At 56.8% G+C, this 14,615-nt stretch carries 18 protein-coding genes and 1 pseudogene; 10 read left to right on the plus strand and 9 right to left on the minus strand.

What is annotated here, in order from left to right; all coding sequences use genetic code 11:
* Positions 1-74 precede the first annotated feature (74 nt).
* The 3 genes from U5A05_RS15890 to U5A05_RS15900 all read right to left on the minus strand — a co-directional run bounded on the left by U5A05_RS15890 (position 75) and on the right by U5A05_RS15900 (position 1,481).
* The gene (locus U5A05_RS15890; RefSeq protein WP_261738849.1) at positions 75-266 is read right to left on the minus strand and encodes a PLD nuclease N-terminal domain-containing protein; all 192 of its coding nucleotides are present in this window, start codon (positions 264-266) and stop codon (positions 75-77) included.
* 83 nt (positions 267-349) lie between these two features.
* A complete protein-coding gene (locus U5A05_RS15895; protein WP_261738850.1) occupies positions 350-880 on the minus strand; it encodes a hypothetical protein in 531 nt (176 codons plus the stop codon).
* A 67-nt stretch (positions 881-947) separates the two neighbouring features.
* A complete protein-coding gene (locus tag U5A05_RS15900) occupies positions 948-1,481 on the minus strand; it encodes an ankyrin repeat domain-containing protein (protein ID WP_261738851.1) in 534 nt (177 codons plus the stop codon).
* A 291-nt stretch (positions 1,482-1,772) separates the two neighbouring features.
* Here U5A05_RS15900 and U5A05_RS15905 point away from each other — a divergent pair, with 291 nt between their 5' ends.
* Positions 1,773-2,051 carry a DUF3509 domain-containing protein gene (locus tag U5A05_RS15905; protein WP_261738852.1) on the plus strand — a complete coding sequence of 93 codons (279 nt, stop codon included), beginning with the start codon at positions 1,773-1,775 and terminating at the stop codon, positions 2,049-2,051.
* Between the two features lie 122 nt (positions 2,052-2,173).
* Here the strand turns inward: U5A05_RS15905 and U5A05_RS15910 are convergent, their stop codons facing one another.
* The 3 genes from U5A05_RS15910 to aroC all read right to left on the minus strand — a co-directional run bounded on the left by U5A05_RS15910 (position 2,174) and on the right by aroC (position 5,189).
* Positions 2,174-2,719, minus strand: coding sequence for a 1,2-dihydroxy-3-keto-5-methylthiopentene dioxygenase (locus U5A05_RS15910; RefSeq protein WP_321833848.1), 546 nt, complete (start codon positions 2,717-2,719; stop codon positions 2,174-2,176).
* A 174-nt stretch (positions 2,720-2,893) separates the two neighbouring features.
* Positions 2,894-4,063 carry an MFS transporter gene (locus U5A05_RS15915; protein WP_321833850.1) on the minus strand — a complete coding sequence of 390 codons (1,170 nt, stop codon included), beginning with the start codon at positions 4,061-4,063 and terminating at the stop codon, positions 2,894-2,896.
* A gap of 34 nt (positions 4,064-4,097) precedes the next feature.
* Positions 4,098-5,189, minus strand: a complete 1,092-nt coding sequence (aroC, locus tag U5A05_RS15920) for a chorismate synthase (protein WP_261738855.1) — start codon at positions 5,187-5,189, stop codon at positions 4,098-4,100.
* A gap of 190 nt (positions 5,190-5,379) precedes the next feature.
* Here aroC and U5A05_RS15925 point away from each other — a divergent pair, with 190 nt between their 5' ends.
* Positions 5,380-6,378, plus strand: a complete 999-nt coding sequence (locus U5A05_RS15925) for an alpha/beta hydrolase (RefSeq protein WP_261738856.1) — start codon at positions 5,380-5,382, stop codon at positions 6,376-6,378.
* A gap of 59 nt (positions 6,379-6,437) precedes the next feature.
* Positions 6,438-7,229, plus strand: coding sequence for a hypothetical protein (locus tag U5A05_RS15930; RefSeq protein ID WP_321833854.1), 792 nt, complete (start codon positions 6,438-6,440; stop codon positions 7,227-7,229).
* A gap of 155 nt (positions 7,230-7,384) precedes the next feature.
* Here U5A05_RS15930 and prmB read toward each other — a convergent pair whose 3' ends face one another.
* A complete protein-coding gene (gene prmB / locus U5A05_RS15935) occupies positions 7,385-8,293 on the minus strand; it encodes a 50S ribosomal protein L3 N(5)-glutamine methyltransferase (RefSeq protein WP_261738858.1) in 909 nt (302 codons plus the stop codon).
* A 273-nt stretch (positions 8,294-8,566) separates the two neighbouring features.
* Between prmB and U5A05_RS15940 the strand changes: the two genes are divergently transcribed.
* From U5A05_RS15940 to U5A05_RS15970, 7 genes and pseudogenes are all read left to right on the plus strand, one after another.
* The gene (locus U5A05_RS15940) at positions 8,567-9,157 is read left to right on the plus strand and encodes a cysteine hydrolase family protein (RefSeq protein WP_261738859.1); all 591 of its coding nucleotides are present in this window, start codon (positions 8,567-8,569) and stop codon (positions 9,155-9,157) included.
* A 139-nt stretch (positions 9,158-9,296) separates the two neighbouring features.
* The gene (locus U5A05_RS15945) at positions 9,297-9,617 is read left to right on the plus strand and encodes a hypothetical protein (RefSeq protein WP_261738860.1); all 321 of its coding nucleotides are present in this window, start codon (positions 9,297-9,299) and stop codon (positions 9,615-9,617) included.
* Positions 9,618-9,680: 63 nt separating this feature from the next.
* Positions 9,681-10,238 (plus strand): Smr/MutS family protein, encoded by a 558-nt coding sequence (locus U5A05_RS15950; protein ID WP_261738861.1) that lies wholly within the window; start codon positions 9,681-9,683, stop codon positions 10,236-10,238.
* A gap of 378 nt (positions 10,239-10,616) precedes the next feature.
* Positions 10,617-10,934 (plus strand): hypothetical protein, encoded by a 318-nt coding sequence (locus tag U5A05_RS15955; RefSeq protein ID WP_321833856.1) that lies wholly within the window; start codon positions 10,617-10,619, stop codon positions 10,932-10,934.
* 484 nt (positions 10,935-11,418) lie between these two features.
* Positions 11,419-11,676: pseudogene (locus U5A05_RS24375) on the plus strand (site-specific integrase); the annotation flags it as partial.
* A gap of 22 nt (positions 11,677-11,698) precedes the next feature.
* Positions 11,699-12,244: a GTP cyclohydrolase I FolE gene (gene folE, locus U5A05_RS15965; RefSeq protein WP_019826593.1), complete on the plus strand. Its 546-nt coding sequence runs from the start codon at positions 11,699-11,701 to the stop codon at positions 12,242-12,244.
* 100 nt (positions 12,245-12,344) lie between these two features.
* Positions 12,345-12,716 (plus strand): glutathione S-transferase N-terminal domain-containing protein, encoded by a 372-nt coding sequence (locus U5A05_RS15970; RefSeq protein WP_321833859.1) that lies wholly within the window; start codon positions 12,345-12,347, stop codon positions 12,714-12,716.
* A gap of 72 nt (positions 12,717-12,788) precedes the next feature.
* Here U5A05_RS15970 and U5A05_RS15975 read toward each other — a convergent pair whose 3' ends face one another.
* Together U5A05_RS15975 and U5A05_RS15980 are read right to left on the minus strand one after the other, a co-directional pair.
* On the minus strand, positions 12,789-13,391 hold the full coding sequence (locus tag U5A05_RS15975; RefSeq protein ID WP_261738864.1) for a glutathione S-transferase family protein: 603 nt from the start codon (positions 13,389-13,391) through the stop codon (positions 12,789-12,791).
* Between the two features lie 10 nt (positions 13,392-13,401).
* Positions 13,402-14,568, minus strand: coding sequence for an aminotransferase-like domain-containing protein (locus U5A05_RS15980; RefSeq protein WP_261738865.1), 1,167 nt, complete (start codon positions 14,566-14,568; stop codon positions 13,402-13,404).
* Between the last annotated feature and the right edge of the window lie 47 nt (positions 14,569-14,615).

A 14,615-nucleotide genomic window follows, 5' to 3' on the forward strand; every position in this document is an offset into this window, starting at 1 on the left:
TCAGGCCCTTTGTTACTATTACAGAAGCTTAATCGTTGCTTGGCGTGTTGGCTGCCAGCTGACAACTGGCCAACTTAAATGCGCACATTGCCCCGCGGCCCGGCGATGGCCCAAATGACCAGCCCCAGTACCGGCAGGAAGAGGATCAACAACACCCAGAGGATTTTCGCCCCGGTCCCGGCACCGCTTTTGAGCACATTGATGATGGCCCAGATATCCAGAGCCAGAATGATCAGACCAATCAGACCATTAAAGGTTGAACCCATGATGACGCTCCTGAGTGAGTACTTGTGCACATAGGATAGTCACCCGTGGCCGGGGTTCAGTTTTTTATTGCACTGGCCCGGCGTCAGACGTGCACTGCCACTTTCAAGGCTTCCAGCGAAGGTGCCGCAGCAATACCGGCTTCTGCGCACAGCTCGAGTACGCGCGGCACGTCATTGCCGTAAACCAGCACCACCTGGATTTCATCATCCAGCGGCTGGCTGAGGTTCAGCAACACATAGCCACCATTTTGCGGGTTCATGCTGCCCATCTGGATCTGAATCCGGTTCAGTGCCGTCAGCGGCTCCGTCTTGGCCAGCTGTTTGGGCTTGATATTGAACGCTACGCCCGGGCCAAACGAGTCGACGATCTGGGCAAACAGATCCATGTAGGTGTCTGCCTGAAACAAGACTGTATCCGGCAGGCTGCCCACAACCACCCACTCACCCAATGGGATGGGGAAGCTGTCGTCGTAGTTGATGTCCGGGTTGGCAGCCAGAAACCCAGCCTGGTCGGCGTACGCTTGAGCCGCCTCATCAGCAATCGCGGCGATTTCATCGTCGCCCATGCACCCAGAGCTGATTTTGCTGATGAGTTCAACGAGAGTGGTTTTCATGGGCGAGGCCTGTCACAAGGAAAATTAAGGGCGCGAAGGATATAACAATTGCGCCCTTCAAGGGCAATCAGCCCAGCAGCTTCTCGAGTTGAGCTACCGCCTCGGTAGCTCCCATGGTCTTGGCCGCATCCAGTGCCGTAATGCCGTTGGCGTCCTTGGCTTTTGGATCGGCACCCTTGCTGACCAGGTAATCAATGATCGGCGTGCGGTTGAACATCGCGGCCATCATCAACGCAGTCCGGCCATCAAACGAAGCGCCTTCTACTTGCGCGCCGCCCTCGACCAAAGTTTTGACCATCTCCAGATCGCCCTTGAAAGCTGCACCGGCAATCGGACTTTGGCCGTTGTCGTTGCGGATTTCAGGATCGGCATTGTGCTCCAGCAAAACCTTAACGGCCTCTACGTGCCCGTGATAGCTGGCCAGCATCAACAGGGTATCGCCCTTGTGATTGCGCAAATTGGCGGGTAAGCCCTTGCTCAGCAAGGCTGCCAGCATCGCGGCATCGCCGTCGCGCGCCTTATTGAACACCTGCTCGGCAAAGTCGGCGGCCTCTTCTGGGGTCATCTGCCGGTTTTGGTCTGCTGGCTTGTCGTCTGACATGTAAGGCTCCACGTTCGTTACAAAAAAACCTAGTTTCCTGAGACGGAGCAAATGTGTCATCCCTTTTTTACTCAAGATGCTCATAGAGACAATTAATCAACGGTCAAAGATTGATAAGCACATGGCAAAATGCAGGATGCACGATGCCCATTCATGCAGAATGCACGACTCATCGATTTACGCAAAAATATAAGTAATTGATTTTAAACGATTTTTTAAAAAATCAATGATGGCACAATCACTGCACCTTCTACTCCATACAAGCCCTTCAAGAGCTATGGAGCTGAACACATGAGCATGATCCAGGAAAAATTCGCATCGTTGTTCTCCAACCACACCGTGACCGTCAAGCCACGCCCAGATGGCGGCGTGTTGCTGACCCTGTGTGACAGTGATGGCAAGCAGACCCAGCGCACACTTTCTTACGCGCAACTGCACACCGCAGAGCAATTGACTTGGGCCATCAGCGCTATTCGCCGCGACCTGGCGGGCTCAGCCAGTGAGCTGCCGACCATTTCGCTGCTGCAAAGCCAGCATCGCTTCGCCCTGCCGACTTATCACAGCCGCTAAACCGTGAATGCCACATACAAAAAAGCCAGCATTCGCTGGCTTTTTTACTGTGTGCAGCAGTCGCACCCCTGGAATGATCCAGGCAAACCGGATCACTCCCTGCAACAACATGAGCAGCGTGATTAATCTTCGAGGCGCGGGAAACGATTGGCGATGTCTTCGCCAGTAAAGTCCGCGACCCAGCCTTCAGGGTTTTTGAACAGCCGGATGGCAACAAAATGCGGATGCTCGCCCATATCGAACCAGTGCCGCGTGCCTGCTGGCACTGAGATCAGGTCGTTCTTTTCGCACAAAACTGCATAAATATAATCTTCAATGTGCAGCGTAAACAGCCCACGTCCGGCGACGAAAAAACGCACCTCATCTTCGGCATGACGATGCTCATCGAGGAATTTGGCGCGCAGTTCGGCTTTTTGCGGGTGATCGCTATTAAGGCTGATCACGTCAACGGCGACATAGCCACCCTCGCTCATCAGCCGGTCAATCTGGGGGCGATAGGCGTTGATCACTTGTTCCTGACTGGCACCCGGCTGAATTGGCGCGCCCGCCTGCCAACGGTCAAAGCGCACACCCTGCTCGGCCAGCGTGGAGGCGATGTCTTCAAGGTGGGTCAGCACCTTGTTCGGTAGCTCGGGGCTCGATACGTGATAAACGGACAGGCTGCTCATGGGGCGTGGTTCCTCGGCTTCGGCGCGCACTCGGCTTTTACAGACCGCTCAGGCATACCGGTCAAATCAAGTGATGGGCTTCTTCACAACGAAGTCAGCGTTAACGATTGAGTACTGCGCGGGTTTTCAGTTCGCCTTCAAACAGGAGTTCGAAGGCTTCAATGATATCCAGGCTCAGGTGTTCACGGATAAGGCTCCTGGCCTGTCCTCTTGCAGTCGAGTGCCAATGATAACGGCTGCGGCCAACGCTGCGAGGCTTGCCATACTAAAGGTGATAGCGGGGCCCAGCGTGTTCCAGCTGTAGCCGGAGTACAGCGCCCCCACAGCTCCGCCGATACCGGCCAACGTGGCATACAGGGCCTGGCCCTGCCCTTGTTGGCCGGGGCCGAAACTGCGCTGCACAAAGGTCATGGCCGATGCATGAAAACTGCCGAAGGTTGCGGCGTGCAGCAGCTGCGCCAACAACAGCACCCACAAGTGCTCGGCAAAAGAGCCCAACAGCAGCCAGCGCAAGGCGGCCAGCATAAAGCTGAACATCAACACCCGCCGCACCGAGAACTTCAGCAGGATGCGGCGCATGGCCAAAAACATCAGCACTTCGGCAACCACCCCCAAGGCCCAGAGCAAGCCAATCACGCCACGGCTGTAACCCAGGTCTTCAAGGTGCAAGGTCAGAAAGGTGTAATACGGTCCGTGGCTCATTTGCATCAACGCGACACAGGCATAAAACGCCAGCACGCCCGGACTGCACAGCTGCTTTAAAAAACCACCCGCGATGAGCTTTCGTCCCTGACTTGAAGGCTGCGCGTTCGGCACCCAGAGGCTGCACAACACAATCCCGGCCATGATTACGATCAACGCTACCGGGTAGATATCCAGGCTCAGCCACTCGAACAGGCGCCCTAAAATCACCACGGTAAGAATGAAGCCGATAGAGCCCCACAGGCGAATCTGACTGTAGCGTTCAGGCTGCTCACGCAAGTGGGCGAAGGTGATGACTTCAAATTGCGGCAACACGGCATGCCAGAAGAACGCGTGCAACGCCATCACCAGCGCCAGCCAGACGTAACTCTGGCTAACAAAAATCAGCGCAAAACTGAGCAAGGTACACAGCGCACCCAAACGCACGATCAACAGACGCTGGCCGGTGTAGTCGCCCAGCCAGCCCCACAGGTTGGGGGCCACGCAACGCATCAGCATCGGGATGGCAACCAGCTCGCCTATGCGTGCGCTGGAGAAGCCAAGGTGATGGAAGTACAGCGCCAGAAACGGCGCTGTAGCGCCGAGCAAAGCGAAATAGAAAAGATAGAACCCTGACAGGCGCCAGTAAGGAAGTGTCGCCACGGCCGTCAGACCGTAGCGCTCAACAGCCCTTGCATTACAACTGGCCCAGCACTGGTGTGCTCACTCGCACATCAGCGTTCTGACCACGATGACGCAGCAGATGGTCCATCAACACGATGGCCATCATCGCTTCGGCAATCGGCGTGGCACGAATGCCAACGCACGGGTCATGGCGGCCCTTGGTGATCACATCCACCGGATTGCCATGAACATCGATCGAACGACCCGGCGTGGTGATGCTCGACGTTGGCTTGAGGGCCAAATGCGCAACGATCGGCTGACCAGACGAAATGCCGCCCAAAATGCCGCCTGCGTTGTTGCTAAGGAAGCCTTCAGGGGTCATCTCGTCGCGGTGCTCGGTGCCGCGCTGGGCAACGCTGGCAAAACCGGCGCCAATTTCGATGCCCTTGACCGCGTTGATGCTCATCAGCGCATGGGCCAGCTCGGCATCCAGACGATCGAAAATCGGCTCGCCCAAACCTGGAATCACGCCTTCGGCGACTACGGTGATCTTGGCACCGACCGAGTCCTGGTCACGGCGCAGTTGATCCATGTAGGCCTCAAGCTCGGGCACTTTGTCCGGATCGGGGCTGAAAAAGGCGTTTTCTTCGACTGAATCCCAGGTCTTGAACGGAATTTCAATCGGGCCCAACTGGCTCATGTAGCCACGAATCACGATGCCCTGGGTTGCCAGATACTTCTTGGCAATTGCACCTGCGGCTACCCGCATGGCCGTTTCGCGGGCCGAGCTGCGACCGCCACCACGGTAATCGCGCTCACCGTATTTGTGGTGGTAGGTGTAATCGGCGTGGGATGGGCGGAACAGGTCCTTGATCGCCGAATAGTCCTTGGACTTCTGATCGGTGTTGCGGATCAGCAGGCCGATGGCGCAACCGGTGGTGCGACCTTCAAAAACCCCGGAAAGGATTTCGACTTCGTCGGGTTCCTGACGCTGAGTCGTGTGACGACTGGTGCCGGGTTTGCGTCGATCCAGATCACGCTGCAAGTCTTCAAGAGACAGCTCAAGCCCGGGCGGGCAGCCATCAACAATGGCGACCAACGCCGGACCATGGCTTTCGCCAGCGGTGGTGACAGTGAACAGCTTGCCGTAGGTATTGCCGGACATGCAGGGCGCTCCGCGAAAATCAGCCGATTGAATTCAGCCCGGAATCTGTTTTTTTGTTGCAGCCACAACAAAGCATGAACAGATCCCAGATAACTAAGTGCGCCAGTATACGCAGGCTACCTCTGTAGTTCATCCTCGAACCTTACTCATCCGGGTTTGTCCAACCGGCACATTAGACAATGATGGCGCTATGATGCTTCGAATACTCTTTTTAGCACTGACCCTGTTCGGCACCCAGGCCCTGGCGGCCCCTCCTTCTAATGTCTTGCTGCGACCCATTGAGCTGGATACCGGCTCTGGCACGCTGTATGGCTCGTTGGTGCTACCCAAGAGCGACAAACCCGTGCCTGTAGTGCTGATCATTGCCGGCTCCGGCCCTACTGACCGCGATGGCAACAACCCTATTGGCGGGCGTAACGACAGCCTGAAAAAACTGGCATGGCGCCTGGCACAGAGCAATATCGCCAGTGTGCGCTTCGACAAGCGCGGCATTGCCCAAAGCCAGCCTGCCGGGCCCGACGAGCGTCAGTTGAACTTCGATCAATATGTCTCCGACGCCGTCGCTTGGGGCAACAAGCTCAAGAGCGACCCGCGCTTTGGCAAGGTGTTTGTGCTCGGGCACAGTGAAGGCGCACTGATCGCCAGCCTGGCAGCACCTAAAATTGGCGCCGCCGGGGTGGTCTCCATTGCGGGCACGGGACGTCCGGTCGGCGTGTTGTTGCGCGAACAACTGCAACGCAATCACCTGCCACCTGCCCTGCTCAAGCGCAGCTTTGAGCTGATCAGCACTCTGGAGGCCGGCCAAACCGACGACAACGTACCCACTGACCTGCAACTGGTGTTTCGCCCCTCCGTGCAGCCGTACATGGTCAGCCTGCTGCGCTACAACCCGGCTACCGCCTTTGCTGCATTAAAAATGCCGGCGCTGATCATTCAGGGCACTCACGACATTCAGGTTGAGGTCAAGGATGCGCGCCTGCTCAAGGCAGCCAAGCCCGATGCCGTGCTGACCCTGATCAATGGCATGAACCACGTGATGCGCATCGTGCCCATGGACATGAAACGCCAGGTGCAGTCGTACAACGATCCCAATCAGCGGCTGGCTGGTGAGTTGGGCGACCGAACTGTGCGCTTTATCACGAAAGTGAACGCGGGCCAGCCCTACAGTACTGCGCATAACGGCCGATAAACCTGTGTCGGCCGCCTTTGCTTAGCTGACATTTCGGGCTAGCACAGGATTGAGCCGCTATGAGCGACACCCCATCACAACCCGCCGGGCCTGAGACAGCCGCAACGCCCGAAGCACCGCCGCTGCCTTGGGCTGACGTGCAACCTGAGCATTTCAGGATGCTGCGTCTCGCCCCCTTGCAGACCGACCGCAGCACGGGAGCGCGGCCCTTGCGCTTCGTGCAGTTCGGCTCTGCCGAGCGCCACAGCAAGGAGCTCAGCCTGCTGCGCCTGACTCTCTCGCTGCCTGGCCAGCGGGTACGCAGTGAACAAAACCATCTTGACGTGTGGGTCGACCACACCACCCGCCGCGTGCGTATCAGCCCTGAACGCGGTTTGCAGGTAGAACCGCTGAACCGCGGAATTGGCCGTTTTCTGCTGGCCCAGGCCGTACTGTGGGCGCAGAAGAGATGGTCGCAGTACCGCATTGCCGGAACCGACCTGCCCAGCAGGGACGCGTTGAACGAAGACAGCCGCCTGCGTCGCGATCATTTCTTGCGTGTGCATGGGTTTGATGTGGTGTATGCCGACGCCCAGTATCTGAAAGCACGGATCGAAGACGTGCTGGTAGGCAAACTGCTGGATAGCTGGAACGTCGAAAAGCTGCAGATTCTGGACATTCTGGAGGCTGCGCACATGCTCCAGCAGGCCGAACAGAACCTGCTGGAACAAGATGTAAAACTGCGCGAAAAAGATGAAAAACTCAGCCGATACCAGCGCGAAGAGACTGGCCTGAGATTTACCATCACCTGCCTGGTGGCCTTTACGGTCTTCCAGGCAGGCTTGTTGATCTGGATTGCGACCCACCGCTGATACTGAAGCCCTGAAGCCCTGTAGCCGCTGACGAGTAGAACGAGGCTGCGTCCGGCTGCGCAGCAGTCGCAAACCCTGAGTACCGGATTCAACTGGCGCACCATAACGCCTGATTTCACGATCGCTACCTCGCCGGAGCTCGACAGCGGCTACGATCAAACCCGCGAAGCAAACAACGCTTGATGCTCACGGCACTGCTCGGCAGTCAGCATAAACACGCCATGACCGCCGCGCTCGAAATCAAGCCAGGCAAAATCAACCTCCGGGTACAGCGACTCGACGTGAACCTGACTGTTGCCCACTTCAACAATCAGCAGGCCCTTCTCGGTCAGATGATCAGCCGCCTCGGCCAGCATCCGGCGCACCAGGTTCAGACCATCATCGCCGCAGGCCAGGCCCAGTTCCGGCTCATGCTGGTACTCGGCAGGCATGTCGGCAAAATCTTCTGCATCGACATACGGCGGGTTGGACACGATCAAGTCAAAGCGCTGCCCCGGCAAGCCATCAAAGCCGTCGCCCTGAACCGTGTACACACGCTCATCGACACCATGGCGCTCAATGTTCTGATTGGCCACTTCAAGGGCTTCAAAGGACAAGTCCGCCAGCACCACTTCAGCGTTCGGGAACTCATAGGCGCACGCAATGCCGATACAACCCGAACCGGTGCACAGGTCGAGAATGCGCGCAGGCTCAGTGCCAAACCACGGTTCAAAGCGTTTTTCGATCAACTCACCAATCGGCGAACGCGGAATCAAGACACGCTCGTCAACAATAAACGACATGCCGCAGAACCAGGCCTCACCCAACAGGTAGGCAGTAGGTACACGCTCTTCAATCCGGCGTTTGAGCAAATGTTGCAGATTGACCAGCTCATCGTCTTCAAGACGGCAATCGAGATAACTGTCCGCGATTTCCCACGGCAGGTTCAATGCACCCAATACCAGTTGACGGGCTTCGTCCCAAGCGTTGTCGGTGCCATGACCAAAGAACAGATCTTCCCCATGAAAGTGGCTAACGGCCCAGCGAATATGGTCGCGCAGAGTGCGCAGGCGGGAAGTGATCAATGGTCTTACTCCTCAAAATCGATTGGCGATTCTAACAGCCAAACCTCTACGCGCCAAAGTTGTGCCGGACGGTTAGACGCAAGACCGTTTTAAAATGTAAGACCACCTGCAAAAAAATGGCAAAATCGCTCCACTTTGTACATTTTGCGGCTCTGGCGCTGCTCCTTGACATGGCTACAGGCCAACAACCACGCCGCTTACACGACAGGCCATTCACATAAACGCTCCGCCAGTGGAGAATGTCGCAAAAGCCCCATTCAAAGGAGCCCCCGAATGCCCGCTTTAAAGACGATGTTTCAACTCACAGGACGTGGTTATGCCGCGGCCAACCTGAGCAACGCCAGCCTGCTGATCATCGATGCGCAAAATGAATACCTGAACGGGCCACTGGCCTTGTCCGGTATGGATGCTGCCACCGCCAACATCGCCCTTTTGCTTGAGGCGGCCCGCAAGGCCAAGCGTCCGGTAATCCATATCCGTCACCTAGGCACCGTAGGCGGCATGTTCGACCCCCAGGGCGAGCGCGGTGCTTTCATCAAGGGCCTGGAGCCCCAGGGCGATGAGCTGATTATCGAAAAACGCATGCCCAACGCTTTCAACGACACAGGCCTGCAAAAGGCGCTGGAGAACCTGGGTTCCCTGGATGTGATCGTCTGCGGCTTCATGAGCCACTCCAGCGTCAGCACCACCGTGCGAGCAGCCAAAGACTACGGCTTGCGCTGCACCCTGGTTGAAGATGCGTGCGCCACCCGGGACCTGCCTACTCCAGATGGCATCATCAGTGCGGCGCAGGTTCAGAAAGCCGAAATGGCGATCATGAACGACAACTTCGCCACCCTGACGCTGACTCAAAACCTGATTTGATCTGAGCCCACTTCCGAGGGCGGTCCCCAACCGCCCATCTGCAACCATCTACCTGCACGCGCGCCCAATTTCACGACACTCAGGAACAACCTGCCCATGTCCCTGTCGAAGGGCCGATACCCTTTAAGGAAAGATCGGAATGAAGATCTCCGATGGTTTTGATGCTCGACGCTTACGCCCAAAGGCACACAGCAACTGGCGTGCACGCCTGACTCTGACGTTTGCAGCCCTGCTGGCCCTGTTTGGCGCGCTGTTGGCGGCTGCGGGTGCTACCAGCCTGATTGGCCATCCAAACGCCCTGGGCGAGCTCAACGCCAGCCCCGCAGGCGCATCGTTGGTACTGGTGCTCGGCTTGCTGATCTGCTGGCTAGGAATCTGGATGTGGCGTCGCCGACGTCGCCTTATGCGCCAACCGCTCGGGCTGAGTATGGCTGCGCACTTGATGAAAAAGCACGACTGAAGCATATCCGCCGCCCGATCGTCGTCGACTTGGGTAAACTAGCCGCCCTTCGCGGAGGCTGACATGCAAGACGACGACTTTTCCCTGTTCAAAACCGAAATTCGCGGTGTTAAACCGATCAAGCATGATCGGGCCGACACCGGCAAACCCAAAGCTGACCGTGCGCAGTTGGCCAAATTGCGCCAGTCAGCCACCGTACGTACCAATGCGACCATCATCGACGGCCTGTCTGACCAGTTCGTGATTGATGTGGGCCCCGAAGATCAGCTGAGCTGGTCCCGTGACGGCGTACAAGAAAGCCAGATGCGCAAGCTCAAGCTCGGGCAGATCAGCTTCGAAGGCAGCCTTGACCTGCATGGCATGACGGTCGAAAAAGCCCGCGAAACCCTTTGGGAGTTTCTCGGCGAAGCCACCAAACTTGAAGTTCGCTGCGTACGCGTTACTCATGGCAAGGCCGTGCGCCTGGACGGCAAGCGCCCGATGATTAAAAGTCACGTCAATACCTGGCTGCGCCAGCATTCACAGGTACTGGGCTTTTGTTCCTGCCAGGCCAAACACGGCGGCGCCGGCGCCGTATATGTGATGCTCAAGCGCACCATGATGGAAGGTCGCGACGAGTAACAGCCTGTCATCAAGCTTGCAGCGTTGTGCCTGACTACCGGAATCAGGCAAAGCGCCTTCTGCGCGCACCCTCCCCTCGTTCAAGGCGCCCCGCCGACTTTCACATGTTCTTCACTCATTGGCCGTTAATCTGAAAACGATGCCCCCCTTGAGCCTGGCTCCAAATAGCCGTGCATCGATACAGTCTTCACCGGTGAGCAACAAGTCAGGACAAGGCCGTTCAGCGGTATAGCCCTATCCGAAAATGACTCTCGCGCCCAATACATCTCTTCATCGAAGCCCGGTGCGGGGACCTTTTCAGTTGGGCCAGGAAACCTGCCAGGCTCCAGCTACCGGCTTACGTGTACAGACCCATTACAATTAACAGGACATGCCGTCATGCCGTTACCCGTCACGCCGTCTTATGAGCACTGTTTACGTGAGTTATGTACCGTCTCAGAAGACACGGCACAACTGGCCGCCCGAATTGCTGTCGAGCTTCATCCGCAAGTGGTGTCCACCTCCCCCGCGGCGCTGCAGACGCAATTGTTCCACCATATGCACGCAATAGGCTCGCAGCAGTCGCGCTGCGTGTCGCGATTGGCCGGCTGGTTGAATACCTTGGCCAGGCAAGGCGGGTTATCGCACAAGCAAGCTGCAACATTTCTGAATGAAGCCGCTGCCTTGGCTGGCCCCTCGGGCGTCATTCCAGACTGAAGCCCCCCGCTAATAAAACAAAACTACGGCATTGTAGTGGTCAACTATAAGTCACTTGAATTGACCAAAACTTGCCTGCAACTTTTGCACACGGCCTTGCAAGGTAAAGCCATGCCTGTATTCGTGGTCGATAATGACTCCAGGGATGCGAGCAGCGACGAGCACAATCCAGGGTATGACTTACAAGATAAAATGACCGCATTGAATTACAAAATAGCGTGTCTACCCGCGCGAAAAGTATTCACGCACCTCGATCATATTCAGAGCGGTACGGCTTCAGCCATAGGGGGGTATTCTGACAACCACCGAAGAATCAAAATGCATAACCAAATCACCGGCTAACTGCAGCAGTTGAATCGCTCAACAGCTCAAAACATGATGCCCGCTCCTTTCAAAACGATGCTGACTGGCTCTACGAGCCCACCAAGCTTGCCCAACGTACGCAACCGTAACAGTCGACCATCGATCAGGCATAACCGCCAACTTTTTTCAGGAAGCCCGCTCAAAACTGCAGATCATGGTGCGCAGACAATACAACTGCAGGCACACCTAAGCTACCATGTGCCCCATGGCAGGCATGAACCCTGCGTTTATCGCCAATCAGCTAGGCTACAGCGTACAAATGTTGCTACCAACGTATGCTAAATGGCTAAATTCCAGCGCAGACTGGAGCGAGCTCGGGAAACTCGAAAACAGCGTGATTGGTATAAAATTGGTACGACCCGATGAGGTGCCACTCTGAAACCCGCATGGAATATAGTCCTGTGACACTGGAACAAAACTACACCGCGATCCTCGGTCAACTCGGCGAAGACGTTTCCCGTGAAGGCCTGCTGGATACGCCAAAGCGTGCAGCCAAAGCCATGCAATACCTTTGCCGTGGCTATGAGCAAACCCTGGAAGAAGTCACCAACGGTGCCTTGTTCAGCTCTGACAACAGCGAAATGGTGCTGGTGAAAGACATCGAGCTGTACTCGTTGTGCGAACACCACCTGTTGCCGTTTATCGGCAAGGCCCACGTCGCTTATATTCCGAGCGGCAAAGTGCTGGGCCTGTCGAAAGTGGCACGCATTGTCGACATGTACGCTCGTCGCCTGCAGATCCAGGAAAACCTGAGCCGCCAAATCGCCGACGCTGTGATGCAAGTCACCGGCGCCTTGGGCGTTGCAGTGGTGATTGAAGCCAAGCACATGTGCATGATGATGCGCGGTGTCGAGAAGCAAAACTCATCGATGATCACTTCGGTGATGTTGGGTGAGTTCCGCGAGAACGCGGCCACGCGCAGCGAGTTTCTCAGCCTGATCAAGTAACAGGCATACCGAAAAAGGCCGGCGTTTATCGCCGGTTTTTTTCGTCTGCGTGTTTTCAGGTAAGCTGCGCCTCTTCTTTCTTGCCCATGAGGCTTTTACTGTGTTTATCAAAGCGCTTCGCGTAGGCCTGGGTCAGCTCATCATCGCTGGCGATTTTATTACCCGCCCGAGCAAAAAACAGCGCCCGGCTGCCGCACAGGCGCAGGTTGATCAAGCTGCAAAGGGTCTGACCCTGTACCAGTTCCACGCCTGCCCGTTCTGTGTAAAAACCCGCCGCACGCTGCGCCGCCTGAATGTGCCGGTAGCTCTGCGTGATGCCAAGAACAACGAGCAGGACCGTCAGACCCTGCTGGAACAAGGCGGCAAGATCAAAGTACCGTGCCTGCGAATAGAAGAAGATGGCAAGACCACCTGGATGTATGAATCCAAGGTCATTATTGATTACCTGAACCAACGGTTTGCCAACGTTTAAGCTGCACTCTCAGTGAGAGCGAGCCCGCTCGCGAAAGCTTCTGACACCTTCGCGAGCGGGCTTTAGGGGATTTTAATCAAGCATCCCCACATGCCGCGGATGGCTGGCCACCCGAGCAAGCCAGGCCTGAATACCCGGATAGCTGCTCAGATCAAACCCGCCCTGATCAGCCACATGGGTGTAGGCATACAACGTCACGTCCGCAATCGAGTACTGCTCACCCACCAGATACGGTGTGCGGTTGAGCTGTTGCTCCATTACGTCCAGCGCCTTGTAACCGCGTTTCTGCAGCTTGCGGTATTCCGCCAGACGCTCCTCAGGCAGCCCCAGGTAGAACTGGATAAAACGTGCCACCGCGATATAAGGCTCATGGCTGTACTGCTCGAAAAACTGCCATTGCAGCACTTGCGTGCGCAAACGCGGCTCCGCGGGCAAAAACTCGCTACCGTCGGCCAGGTAGTTGAGAATCGCATTGGACTCCCACAGGCACGTACCGTCTTCCAGTTCCAGCACCGGCACCTTGCCGTTGGGATTTTTCGCCAGAAATTCCGGGGTTTCGGTTTCGCCCTTGAGAATATCCACCGCGAACCACTGATACTCAAGACCCAGCAAATGCAGCATCAGCTTGATCTTGTAGCAGTTGCCCGAGTTGTAATCGCCATAAACCTTGAGCATCGCGCCTCCTTTAGGCCGCCTGGGCAGCCTGTGCCTGACGAATCACGTTAGCCAGGCGCTTGAGACCTTCGTGCAGACGCGCAGGGTCGATGTGACTGAAGTTCAGGCGCAGGCTGCCAACGTTCTGGTCCGGGTTGGCGAAGAACGGTTCACCCGGCATAAATGCCACGTTCTGCTCCAGTGCAGGCTTGAGCAAGGTACGGGTATCAAACGGCTGCTTGAGGGTCAGCCAGAAGAACAGCCCGCCCTGCGGTACATGCCAATCAGCCAGATCCGCGAAGTGTTCTTCCAGCGCCAGCTGAAAACCGTCACGGCGCACGCGATAGAAATCACGCAGTTCGGCCAGATGGTTGCTCATTTTCTCGGTGCCGATCCACTGCAGAGCCTGCCATTGACCGATACGGTTGGTGTGCAGGTCTGCCGATTGCTTGAGGCGCAGCAGGTGCGGGAACAGGTCCGGGCTGGCAATCAGGAAGCCAACGCGCAGGCCTGGCAACAAGGTTTTGGACACGGTGCCGGTGTAGATCCAGCTGGCTTTTTTCAGGCGGCTGACAATCGGCGTGGCGCTGCCACCGTCGAAATTCAGTTCGCGGTAGGGTTCGTCTTCGATCAGGGTCACGCCGAACTCATCCAGCAAAGCCGCTACCGCGTCGCGCTTGGTTTCGCTGTAACGCACGGCAGACGGGTTCTGGAACGTCGGGATCAGGTAGATGAACGCCGGCTTGTGTTTTTCCAGCTGCACACGCAACGCGGCCAGATCCGGGCCATCGGCTTGCAGCGGGAAGCTCAGGCACTCGGCGCCGAACAATTGGAAGATTTGCAGCGCCGCCAGGTAGGTCGGCGCCTCGAGCATGATTTCAGTGCCCTTGTCGATATACAGCTTGGCAGCCAGATCCAGCGCCTGCTGCGAGCCACTCAGCACAATGACCTGGCTCGCATCGCAATCAACACCCAGTGCGCGGGCCTCTGCGGCCAGCACTTCACGCAATGCCGGTTCGCCTTCGCTCATACCGTATTGACCCATCGAGGCTGGCATATCGGTCCAGTCGACTTTGGGCAGCATGGCCTCGGCCGGTAGCCCGCCAGCGAAAGACATGACTTCCGGACGTTGGGCCGCAGCCAGAATTTCACGAATCAAAGAGCTTTTCAGGCGGGAAACACGTTCGGAGAAGGCCATACAGATCACCGGTAGCGGAAGTAATTGGAAATAAGTCAAACTGGTTG

Origin of the sequence: Pseudomonas kulmbachensis (assembly GCF_963681935.1) — a bacterium.
GTDB classification, from domain to species: Bacteria; Pseudomonadota; Gammaproteobacteria; order Pseudomonadales; family Pseudomonadaceae; genus Aquipseudomonas; species Aquipseudomonas kulmbachensis.

Bases quoted from the DNA above. Each gene is read 5' to 3' on its own strand.
- U5A05_RS15890 (WP_261738849.1), bottom strand. From the start codon at position 266: ATGGGTTCAACCTTTAATGGTCTGATTGGTCTGATCATTCTGGCTCTG.
- U5A05_RS15895 (WP_261738850.1), bottom strand. From the start codon at position 880: ATGAAAACCACTCTCGTTGAACTCATCAGCAAAATCAGCTCTGGGTGC.
- U5A05_RS15900 (WP_261738851.1), bottom strand. From the start codon at position 1,481: ATGTCAGACGACAAGCCAGCAGACCAAAACCGGCAGATGACCCCAGAA.
- U5A05_RS15905 (WP_261738852.1), top strand. From the start codon at position 1,773: ATGAGCATGATCCAGGAAAAATTCGCATCGTTGTTCTCCAACCACACC.
- U5A05_RS15910 (WP_321833848.1), bottom strand. From the start codon at position 2,719: ATGAGCAGCCTGTCCGTTTATCACGTATCGAGCCCCGAGCTACCGAAC.
- aroC (WP_261738855.1), bottom strand. From the start codon at position 5,189: ATGTCCGGCAATACCTACGGCAAGCTGTTCACTGTCACCACCGCTGGC.
- U5A05_RS15925 (WP_261738856.1), top strand. From the start codon at position 5,380: ATGATGCTTCGAATACTCTTTTTAGCACTGACCCTGTTCGGCACCCAG.
- U5A05_RS15930 (WP_321833854.1), top strand. From the start codon at position 6,438: ATGAGCGACACCCCATCACAACCCGCCGGGCCTGAGACAGCCGCAACG.
- U5A05_RS15940 (WP_261738859.1), top strand. From the start codon at position 8,567: ATGCCCGCTTTAAAGACGATGTTTCAACTCACAGGACGTGGTTATGCC.
- U5A05_RS15945 (WP_261738860.1), top strand. From the start codon at position 9,297: ATGAAGATCTCCGATGGTTTTGATGCTCGACGCTTACGCCCAAAGGCA.
- U5A05_RS15950 (WP_261738861.1), top strand. From the start codon at position 9,681: ATGCAAGACGACGACTTTTCCCTGTTCAAAACCGAAATTCGCGGTGTT.
- U5A05_RS15955 (WP_321833856.1), top strand. From the start codon at position 10,617: ATGCCGTTACCCGTCACGCCGTCTTATGAGCACTGTTTACGTGAGTTA.
- U5A05_RS15975 (WP_261738864.1), bottom strand. From the start codon at position 13,391: ATGCTCAAGGTTTATGGCGATTACAACTCGGGCAACTGCTACAAGATC.
- U5A05_RS15980 (WP_261738865.1), bottom strand. From the start codon at position 14,568: ATGGCCTTCTCCGAACGTGTTTCCCGCCTGAAAAGCTCTTTGATTCGT.